General features: G+C 54.8%; 5 protein-coding genes. 2 read left to right on the forward strand and 3 right to left on the reverse strand.

Going from position 1 to position 10934, the window contains the following annotated elements; translation table 11 throughout:
* Positions 1–109: 109 nt before the first annotated feature.
* Together VB712_RS09945 and VB712_RS09950 are read left to right on the forward strand one after the other, a co-directional pair.
* Entirely contained in the window at positions 110–2158 is a 2049-nt protein-coding gene (locus tag VB712_RS09945) for a 3'-5' exonuclease (RefSeq protein WP_323254407.1), read from the forward strand.
* Positions 2155–7500, forward strand: coding sequence for a DEAD/DEAH box helicase (locus tag VB712_RS09950; protein WP_323254408.1), 5346 nt, complete (start codon positions 2155–2157; stop codon positions 7498–7500). Before VB712_RS09945 ends, VB712_RS09950 begins: the two co-directional genes overlap by 4 nt.
* Before the next feature lie 8 nt (positions 7501–7508).
* Here VB712_RS09950 and VB712_RS09955 read toward each other — a convergent pair whose 3' ends face one another.
* From VB712_RS09955 to VB712_RS09965, 3 genes are all read right to left on the reverse strand, one after another.
* The gene (locus VB712_RS09955) at positions 7509–8960 is read right to left on the reverse strand and encodes a serine/threonine-protein kinase (RefSeq protein WP_323254409.1); all 1452 of its coding nucleotides are present in this window, start codon (positions 8958–8960) and stop codon (positions 7509–7511) included.
* 56 nt (positions 8961–9016) lie between these two features.
* Positions 9017–9892 carry an ABC transporter permease gene (locus VB712_RS09960; protein ID WP_323254410.1) on the reverse strand — a complete coding sequence of 292 codons (876 nt, stop codon included), beginning with the start codon at positions 9890–9892 and terminating at the stop codon, positions 9017–9019.
* Positions 9893–10038: 146 nt separating this feature from the next.
* Complete coding sequence (locus VB712_RS09965) at positions 10039–10695, reverse strand: hypothetical protein (RefSeq protein ID WP_323254411.1); 657 nt, start codon at positions 10693–10695, stop codon at positions 10039–10041.
* Positions 10696–10934 lie beyond the last annotated feature (239 nt).

Raw genomic sequence — 10934 nt, forward strand, 5'->3', positions numbered from 1 at the left:
AATCACCACACATAACGCCTTGAGACTTGGCCAAAATGCCAGAGATAACCTATACTTTCCTCAAGCATCCGTTTTGCCTCCTCCAAAAGTTCCGTCAACTTTCAACACCATGCAAACCTGGACTGTCACCTTTGCCACCACCTTTTTAAGCGAACTTCTCAACCTGCCCAAAGCCGTTCAGAAAAAAGTTGAGAAAAAAATCAATATTCTCGAAAAAGACCCCATCTCCGCCCAAGGAGATGCCAAAAAACTCAAAGGCTATGACGATCACGTTTATCGCGTCCGCCTAGGCGACTATCGCCTCTTTTATCGCTTCGATACCAATTGGATCAAACTCCTCAGCATCCGTAAACGGGACGATCGCACCTACGAAATCCAACTCCCCACCACCGCAACCCCCACCCCGCCCCCTCATTGGGCCACCACCGAACCCCCCCCGACCCCAACACCCCCCAAACCCCAAAACCCCAAAACCCCCCTCCCCATCACCCAAACCCGCCTCCAACAATGGCAAATTCCCCCCGAATATTGGCCCGCCATCCTCACCGCCCCCCACGAAGATGCACTCCTAGAACTCCCCATCCCCGATCATGCCCTCCAACGCATCATCGATAACCTCTATCCCCGCCCCATCGCCGAAATCATCGCCCAACCCGCATACATCCTCAACGAACCCGAAGACCTCCAACGCCTCGCCACCGGCAGCCTCACCAGCTTCCTCCTCAAACTCGACCCCGAACAAGAAAAACTCACAGCCTTCGGCAAACAAGGCCCCATCCTCGTCAAAGGCGGCCCCGGAACCGGCAAATCTACCCTCGCCCTCTACCGCGTCCAACGCCTCCTCCAAGAAGGCCTCACCCCCATCCTCTTCACCACCTACACCAAAGCCCTCGTCAACTACTCCGAACAACTCCTCAACCCCCTGATCGGCCAACCCCTCAAACCAGCAGGCGTAAAAGTCGCCACCGTCGACTCCATCGCCTTTCACCACTACTGCCAAGCCCACGGCAAACCCCAATTCGCCTCCACCGATCAAGCCCTCACCCTCCTCAAAACCGCCCTAGACACCGCCCCGATCCCAGGCAAAAACCGCTTCGATTGCCTCGGCCGCCGCCAAACCCTAGAACGATTGGGCCTCCCCTACCTCCTTCAGGAAATTGAAACCGTCATCGATGGCTGGGGCATCCCCGACCTAACCGCCTACCTCAGCCACGAACGGCGCGGCCGGGGTTTGCCCCTCCAAGCCCGATTGCGCGAAGCCCTCTGGAGTCTTTACGAAACCTGGCAAACCCTGATGACAGAACAGGGATGGGTGACTTGGCCCCAACTGCGCCGCCAAGCCTTAGCCGCCGTCACCCAACTGCCCACCCCCCCCTATCAAGCCGTCGTCATTGACGAAGCCCAAGATCTCTCCCCCGTCTCCCTCCGGTTTCTCCTCGCCCTTGTGCCTTCCTTTACCGGCGTTTACCTCACCGCCGATGCCTCCCAATCCCTCTATCAGCGCGGCTTTAGCTGGAACCAGATCCACAGCGATTTAAAAGTCACCGGGCGCACCCTCCTCCTCAAACGCAACTATCGCAATACCGAGCAAATCATCACCGCCTGTGGCACCATCCTCGCCGGTACAGAGGCGGGCGATAGCGATTGCCTCACCCCAGAGCCATCGGTTTATCAGGGAGCCATCCCCACCATTGTCCTCACCGATGACCCAGAGGCAGAAATTGAGGCCATTCATCAATTTTTTGTCGCATCAGCGCGGCACTGTCGTTTGCCCCTCCATGGCGGCGCAGTCCTTTGCCCCAACAGTGCCATGGGTAAGGCGATCGCCCAACGGCTCCAACAACGGGGAACCACCGCCCAATTCGTCACCGGGAACGATATCGACATCAACGCCACCCAGATTAAAATCCTCACGCTCCATTCTGCCAAAGGCTTGGAATTTCCCTTTGTCGCCATCGCCGGCCTCCAAGAAGGCATCCTCCCCCACTTCAACGCCGATCTCCCCCCAGAAGAACAAGCAACCACCCTCGATGAACAGCTTCGCCTCTTCTATGTGGGCTGCTCCCGCGCCATGCGATCGCTCCTCCTCTGCGGTTCCCACTCCCATCCCTCCACCTTTTTAAACCGTCTCAGCCATCCCCATTGGCAAAAACCATGAAAATCACCATCCAGTTACGGGAACTGCTTCAGGAAAACGATGCCACCCTAGAGCCGTTTTTAATGCTCATTGGCCAGGGTCATGCCCAAATTGACTGCACCGGAGTCGAATCCCTCACGCCGGCCCAGTGCGATCGCCTCTTTACCTATACCCCCCCCCATTGGGACGTTGCCGAATTTTGGGAAATCATGATCGAAACCGGCCTAAACGACAGCCTCACCGAATCATTACTCACCTGGCTGGATCAACGCCACGGCCGCACCCCCACCCCATCCCCCCCTCCCGCCCTCATCCCTTCATCCTTTCCCTCCTCCCCCAACCTCGATATTTTCAAACTCCGCAATGAGGTCGTCCAGGATTACCGCCAATACATCGAAAGCTTTTTGAAAATCCGCGACCCCCACGTTAAAAGCTTTGTAGATCAAGAACTTGAACGAGGGCAACTCTGGCCGAACCCCCTCGTTCAACTCAACCCCACCTATCCCCCAGGGGGCGATCTGCCCACATTGGTACGGGAAGGCATTTTACATCCAGAGTGCGATCGCTACTTCCCCGACTATGTTTCCCGCTACCGCTTTCGCCTCCACCAAGACCAAGCCTTTCGCCTCGCCCAACGCCAAGAACCCTACGTCCTCACCACCGGCACCGGCTCCGGTAAAAGCATGACCTATGTTGTGCCGATCTTTGATGACCTGCTCCGCAATCCTGGCCTCAAGGGAGTCCGAGCCATTTTGGTTTATCCCATGAATGCCCTGATCAACTCCCAAAAAGAGGAGTTTAAAAAATTCCTCGCAGGTGTACCGGATTCCCCCATTCGCGTTGCCCAATACACCGGCCAGGAAAGCCTCACCCAAAAAACAGAAATCCAAAACAACCCCCCCCAAATCCTGCTCACGAACTACATGATGCTCGAACTGATGCTCAGTCGTAATCAGGAAGAGGCCCTTGTCGCATCCCCTCACCTCAAATTTCTCATCCTCGATGAATTGCACACCTACCGGGGCCGTCAGGGGGCAGATGTGGCCATCCTGATTCGGAAATTGCGCCAACGGTGCGGCCAAAAACTACTTTGCATTGGCACCAGTGCCACGATGTCCACAGAGGGGACGCGGAGCGATCGCAATCAAACCGTGGCAAAGGTCGCCCGTAAACTCTTTGGCGTGGCAGTGCCGCCGAAAAATGTCATTGATGAAACCCTAGAGCGGACGATCCAACGGCCCGATCCGACGGCGGCAGAACTCCGCACCGCAGTAGCAACGGGGTTGCCCCCGATCGCGGCCCAAACCTTAGCAGCATTCCAAGCCCATCCCCTCGCCCCTTGGCTAGAGATGACCTTTGGGCTACGGGAAGAAGAGGGCCATTGGGTGCGCCGTACCCCCATTTCCCTGGCTGATGGTGCGGCCCAACTGGCAGACACCACGGGCGCAACCGTTGATCATTGCCAGGAACTCCTCCAACAGATGTTGATCTGGGGCAGTCGCACGGGGGGGCTAGCCTTCCGCCTCCACCAGTTCATTTCCCAAGGGGGCAGCGTCTACGCCACCGCAGAGGGGCGATCGCAACGCCTGCTGACCCTGGAGGGGCAATATTCAACAACAGGCGATCGCCTCCTCTATCCCCTCGTTTTTTGTCGGGAATGTGGCCAAGATTATTATTTGGTGCATTGCGATCAGGAGCAACAAACCGTCCAACCGCTCCTCCCCACCGCCTTAAGTGCCGATCATGAGGATCACCAAGCGGGGTATTTAACCCTGGATGAGCCGGGATTATGGGAGGGAGAGAGTGAGTTGCCGGAGAATTGGTTTAAAGAAACGAAGCGAAAGGGGCGATTTGTCAAGCCAGAATACGATCCCTTCGTTCCCCAACGGCACCAAATCCTGCCCAATGGTCGCATCGTTCCCTCCCTCAGCGAGGGGACAACCTTTTGGTTTATCCCCTCACCCTTCCTCACCTGCCTAAAATGTGGCGTTGTCCACGACAAACGCAAACGGGAATTTACGAAACTCTCCCGCCTCAGTAGTGAAGGGCGCAGCACCGCCACGACGTTACTCTGTCTTTCCACCGTCAATCGCCTCAAAACCAGCGGCGCGATCCCCCCCGCATCCCAAAAAATCCTCAGCTTCACCGATAACCGTCAGGATGCCTCACTGCAAGCGGGCCATTTTAACGACTTTGTGCAAACCAGTTTGTTACGCGCTGCCCTCAACGCCGCTATCCAGGCTCAACAACAACTCACCCATCAGCATCTCGCCCCAGCCGTCGTCGAGCAGATGCAACTCACCCAGGCGGACTACGCTAAACAGGAAGCAAACTATGGGCCAGGTAAAACCCGCAACGAAAAAGTTTTTCGTGATCTCATTGAATATCGCCTCTATCAAGAGTTGAGAAAAGGCTGGCGGATCGTCCAACCCAACCTTGAGCAATGCGGCCTGTTGAAAATTGAATACGAGGGCTTAGCAGCCATCTGTGGCGAAACGGCATTGTGGGCGCAATATCCCCACGCCATCTTGCTCCAAGCCAGCCCCGCCCAACGCTACGCCGCCATCTGTGCCTTCCTGGATCAGTTGCGGAAAGATTTAGCCCTCGATGCTGTACTGTTGCAATCCTCAGGATTGGAGGAGTTGAAGAAAAACGTGGAGCAACTGATTAAAGAGCCATGGTGCTTTGATCGCCAGGAAAAACTCCATGAGGCGCGATGGGCTTCCACCGCCGTTGGTAAATCCGGCAAAGATACCGTTAAACTCACCGCCCGCAGCAAAATCGGTCGGTTTCTGCGCTCCCCCCAAGCCTGGCCCTGGCTCAATGAGAACCTGAGTGAAGCGGATTATGACCGTTTAATCGCAACCCTGATCACGATCCTGGCGGATTCGGGGTATCTGCTGCGATCGGGGCAAAAGGTGCAACTGCGCATTAGTGCGATGCTCTGGAAAGCGGCGCAAGCCAGCCATATTCAGCCCGATCCCCTCACCGCCAAACGATTGCCCGGCAGTGAAGATCGCCAGTTAGCCGTGAACTCATTTTTCCAGGCCTTCTATGGCACTGGCGGCCCCAACGTCCACAACATGGAAGGGCGGGAGCATACGGGGCAAGTCAAAAATGAAAACCGCCAACAACGGGAAACCGATTTTCGGTCGGGCAAACTGGCCACATTGTTCTGCTCCCCCACAATGGAGCTTGGCATTGATATCGCCGATCTCAATGTCGTTCACCTCCGCAATGTGCCTCCCAGCCCCGCCAACTATGCCCAACGCAGTGGCCGAGCCGGACGCAGTGGCCAGGAGGCTTTGGTGATCACCTATGCCTCTGTGGGCAGTGGTCATGATCAATACTTCTTCCGACGACCGGATCAGATGGTGGCGGGGGTGGTGGTGCCGCCCAAGTTGGAGCTAGGCAACCGGGAGTTGATCAAATCCCATATTCACTCCCTCTGGTTGGCCCATACCGGGCTTTATTTGGAAAGCTCCATGAATCAGATTCTCGATTTATCCCAACAGGGCTACCCCCTCCAAGATTCGATCCGCAGTCAATTGACCCTTTCCCCCGATGCTTTGGAGCAGTGTTTTGAGGCGGCGAGGGGGACGTTAGCGGATGACTTCTGTCGTCAAGATTTAAAGCGGGCTAGTTGGTACAACGAGGAATTTATTCGCGGCGTGATTGAGGATGCGCTGACCAGTTTTGATCAGGGGTGCGATCGCTGGCGTAACCTCTACCGTGATGCAGACATCCAACTCCAAACCGCCCGGCAAACCATTGATAAAGTCACCGGGGGCTTAATTTCCGCTGAGGAGCGTAGCCATGCCGAGGCCCAGGAGCGGGAAGCCAAACGCCAAATTGATTTACTGGTGGGGCAAACCCATCAAGGCCGCAATCAATCCCAGTTAGAATTTTACCCCTATCGCTACTTTGCCGCTGAGGGCTTCTTACCCGGCTATAATTTCCCCCGTCTCCCCGTCCGAGCCTATATCCAAGCCGGGCAAGACGGAGAATTTGTCTCCCGTCCCAAGGGGGTAGCGATTCGAGAATTTGCCCCCCAGAATGTTCTTTACTATGAGGGCAACAAATTCCAGATTTCCAAAACTCGTATTCCTGTCAAGGGGATTGAAAGCGGCTATCAACGGGTGGCAGTTTGTCCCCACTGTGGCTATTTCCATACAGGGGATGCCTATGATCATCATCTTTGCGACAACTGCCAAGGCAAAATTGCCCCGGATCATTGTGGCAATCCGGCAAAACTCAATCATGTTTTGCAGATGGAAACGATGCTGACGCGACGACGGGAGCGGATCACCTGCGATGAGGAAGAACGGCTCAAATATGGCTATAACGTCACCACTCACTTCCGTTTTGATCCACAAAAACAAGAACGTGCTTTAGTGATCGCCGCAGATGGGACAGCCCTCCTGGAGATTACCTATGGCGACACCGCCAATCTTTTGCGGCTCAACCGAGGCTTAAGGAGTAGTCTAGATCGAGGGTTTAAGGTTGATAGTACAACGGGAATTTGGGGGGATGCCCGCAGTGAAGACCAGGCGGATACCTTGCACCGCGAAGTTTATCTCATGGTTGAAGATGTCTGCAATGTGTTGCTGATTAAAGCGAGTCACATCCCCACCCAGGATGCGGATGGGTACGCGATCGCAGATCAGTTTCTCGCCACGTTGCAATATGCCCTAGAAAGGGCGATCCAAGCGGTCTACAAACTGGAAGAGAACGAACTGGCCTCGGAGCGACTGGGACAGGGGCAATATCTTCTCTTTTGGGAGGCTTCCGAGGGCGGGGCGGGTGTGCTCTCTCAAATCCTGGAGAATCCGGCCGCATTCCAGGCCTTGGCGCGGGAAGCCTTGGAGATCTGCCATTTTGTCGAGGCCAAGGAGACCTGTATCAAGGCTTGCTATGACTGTTTGCTCTCCTACCGCAATCAATTTGATCATCCCCGCCTCGATCGCCACATCATCCGTGGATACCTGGAGCAATTGACCAAAAGCCAGATCCAACGCCATGGGCTGGGGAGATCTCGTGAGGAACAATACCAACAATTAAGGGGGCAGACGGATCCCCATTCAGCCTTTGAGCGGGAGTTCCTCGCTGAACTCTATCACCAGGGTCGGAAGTTACCGGACGCGGCCCAAGCGTTCATTCCAGAGGCTGATATTAAGCCCGATTTTCTCTACCACAATCCCAATATCGCCATTTTTTGTGATGGTTCAGTGCATGATCATCCAGAGCAACAAAAACGCGATCGCCTCGCCAGGGAAAATCTCAAATATCACACCAATTATCAGGTGATCGTCTTCCGCCATGATGAAGATTGGCGGGAGAATTTGAGGGCGTCGGGGTTGTAGGGGGTTGCTTAGGGGCGGGTTAACACCTCTTCGCGAAAGGCATTCACCTCATGAACCAGCCAATCCTGCTCCTCTGGGGTGAGGCTGTGGCCGAAACGGATGCGAAAGGGTTTGGAAGTTTCCCAAATGTAGATCCAGCGCGATCGCCCCGCCCCTGTTTCCTTGCCTTGATACTGAACTTCGAGATGTTTTGGGTGATGGGTTTGGTAGAGCAAAACTTGATCGAGGGGAATTTCAGCGGTTTCCTCCACCGGGAAAAATTTTGATTGGATCTTGAGCGTCGTGGGGGTAATTTCGAGGGTCGTTTCATCCCCTTTGAGGTGGCGTAACCGTCGCCAAACCACATGGGTACTTTTTGCCAAAATCCAGATCGGCAATGCTAAAAACACTGCAACGAGGATCTTCACCCCAAAATCTTCGGTGGGATCAAAGGCGATAATGATCACAATCAGGAGCATGAACAGTTCAAGAATGCTGGCGATCGCCCCCCACAGCAAATTCACCACCAAAAGGCTAAACCGGCCCACAGTCCACCAGGTGCCGCTGGGAATCTCGGCTCTGAGATCCGTCTCCGTTTTGGTGAGGACAATTTGACTGTGGGGCGGTTGGGGGTTGAGGTTGGGTTGCAGTTGGCGAACAATATCAAGGGGTAAGTTTTCCGTTAATGTCTCTTGGGCAACAACGGCATTGGCAAAGCGATCCTCTAGAGCCGGTTCGAGCATTTTGGTCAACCAATCCCCAAAGGGGCGGGAAACATTAATTTCACTCCGAAAATCCAACTTCATCCGTTTTTGAGGGAGTTCAGCGGGGGATTGACCACAGAGGAGAAAAACCAACGTTGCCCCTAAACTATAGAGGTCAGAGGCCAATTGAGCCTGGCCGCGAAACTGTTCCGGCGGCATATACCCGACGGTTCCCACAAATGTACCGCTATGGCTGAGGGTGGTGCGATAGATATCCTGGACTGCGCCAAAATCTACTAACACGATTCGGCCGTTGGGATCCCGGATTAAATTATCGGGTTTGAGGTCGCGGTGAATGACCGGGGGGGTGAGGCCATGGAGGTAGGTGAGGATTTCTAAAACCTGAAAGGCGATCGCCTTCACCTCCTCTTCCGTGGGTTGCCAGCCCTGCGATCGCAATTTTTCTAAAGATTCCCCCTCCACCAATTCCTGCACCAAATAAAAGCGGCGATCGTCGGGGGTATCCAGTTGGAAATAATCCACATATTGGGGAATGCCGGGATGCTGCAATGTGGCCAAGACCCGCGCCTCCCGCTCAAACAGATCTAACACCTTCCATTCGGAGACTTGGCGCAGGGATACCACTTTAATCGCCACCCGCTGACGGGTTTGCTCATCCACCGCTGCATAGGTGGTTCCCATCGACCCCTGACCTAAAACCGTGACAACTTGATAGCGATCTGCGATGCGTTCACCTTGGGCATGGATTCCGTACATGGGTTCAAGGGGGTAATTCTCAACATTTCCTCAAGGATTGGGGCCAGATTTCCGGACTAAATCCCCCGTTGGGTGGGGGGGTTAAAGATTTCACTCAACCCTTCTCCCAATAACGATAACCCAGTCACCAACGTTGTCATCGCTAAACCCGGAAACAGGGCTGTCCACCAAACCCCAGTGGGGAGGGCATCGAGGGCGAGACGGAGATCATAGCCCCATTCCGGAATTTCCGGCGGCAAACCTAAACCGAGGAACCCTAAACCACCGAGGATTAAAATCGCATCGGCGGCATTGAGGGTAAATAACACCGGCACACTTTGGATCACATTCAAAAATAGGTATTTGCGGAGAATGTGGGCGGGACTGGCTCCCATGGCGCGGGCCGCTTCGATAAAGGGTTCCGTTTTAACGCTGGTGGTATGGTTGCGCACAACGCGGAAATATTGGGGAACGTAGGAAATACTGAGGGCGATCGCCGCATTAAACACCCCTCGCCCCACCACAAAGGCCAACGTCACCGAAAGCAATAACCCCGGCAACGTGTAGACCGTATCCATTAAAAACACCAGGGCGCGATCGACTTTCCCCCCCCAATAGCCACTAATTAACCCCAAAGGCACACCAATACAGAGGGAAAGGCTGGTGGCTAAGATCACCACTTGAAAGGCGGCCCGGGTTCCAAACAAGGTGCGGGCCAGGACATCATAACCTTGGCGGCTCGTGCCGAACCAATGGCCGGGGCCGGGGGGTTGGTGGAGGGGGTTGGTGAGAAATTCCTGAGGGCTGGCCAGGAGGCCCCATTGAACCAAGAGGGGAGCGAAGAGGGCGATCGCCCCACACAGTCCTGTAATCACCAAACCGACCAGCATCAATTGCCGCGACAGGGAAGGACGTTGAAAAAACTGCAACCACCGAGCCTGATGGGCCACCATAGGGATTGATCAAAATGGAACGGGGCAATTATCCCACGTTTTTGAGGAGAGAGAAGTGAGGAGAGAGAAGTGAGATGAATTGCTCTATCCTCTTTTCTCTCTCCTCTCTTCTTCTCACCCATGAATCCTCTCTGCTCCTCAACCCATTAACGGGAATCACTTAAGGCCAAGGCCCCATTTTCCACCCCGGCGGTTTCCCCCAGATAAATTTCCCGTATATCCTCCGGTAGGTTCACCGTGACCATCCGGTAACTTTCCTGGAGATAATCCTGAACTTGAGCGGGGGAGAGCATATCGCCTTCGGCTTGGAGGTAGGCGGCGATGCGGGTGGGACTCCATTGGAACGTTTTCGCCATTAGGAGGATGAGACGAATCACGGGGGGGAGACGGTCTAGGGCCTGCTCTAGATAGCACCACAGGGGAGGGGAGGTGCTTTTGAGGTCGTAGGTGATCGATTCCACGGGGGGAAGTTCCGCCTGATTGATGCAGAGAGCGGTGACATTAATCAGCCAGTTTTGAAACGAGGTTGCTTCAATGGCTGCCGCCCCCCGCAGTTCTAGGCCCCGCATTTCATAGAAAACGTGTCGCCAGGTGAGGGCAAAAAGATAATCCCCCTGGACGGGCGATCGCGCCGCATGGGCGATGAGGGTATAAACAATCGGATGATAGCGACAAAACAGGGCGACAAAATACTTACCCTGTTCCGGGTGACGCTGAAACAAAGTGAGCAAGTCCTGGTCACTGTAGCGAAACAGGGCTTTCACGGTGGGGTGATTACATTCAGGAAAGCGTTGCGGTTGCACAGATTTCTAGCACTCTCACTCAGGATGATCAACTTGCCGTCATTGTACCTGATCCCTTCGCTGGCCAAACACCATCGCTCTAGAATCAGCCGAAAGTTGGTAGGAGTGAGGAGTGAGGAGTGAGGAGTGAGGAGTGAGCAGTGAGGAGTGAGCAGTGAGGAGTGAGGAGTGAGCAGTGAGGAGTGAGGAGTGAGGAGTGAGGAGTGAGGAGTGAGGAGTGAGGAGTGAGGAGTGAGGAG

This window comes from Spirulina sp. CCNP1310, from assembly GCF_034932185.1.
Classification (GTDB): domain Bacteria; phylum Cyanobacteriota; class Cyanobacteriia; order Cyanobacteriales; family Spirulinaceae; genus Spirulina.

What these genes read in the sequence shown, in the direction of transcription:
- VB712_RS09960 (WP_323254410.1), bottom strand. Translation starts at nt 9,892, where the DNA reads ATGGTGGCCCATCAGGCTCGGTGGTTGCAGTTTTTTCAACGTCCTTCC.
- VB712_RS09950 (WP_323254408.1), top strand. Translation starts at nt 2,155, where the DNA reads ATGAAAATCACCATCCAGTTACGGGAACTGCTTCAGGAAAACGATGCC.
- VB712_RS09955 (WP_323254409.1), bottom strand. Translation starts at nt 8,960, where the DNA reads ATGTACGGAATCCATGCCCAAGGTGAACGCATCGCAGATCGCTATCAA.
- VB712_RS09945 (WP_323254407.1), top strand. Translation starts at nt 110, where the DNA reads ATGCAAACCTGGACTGTCACCTTTGCCACCACCTTTTTAAGCGAACTT.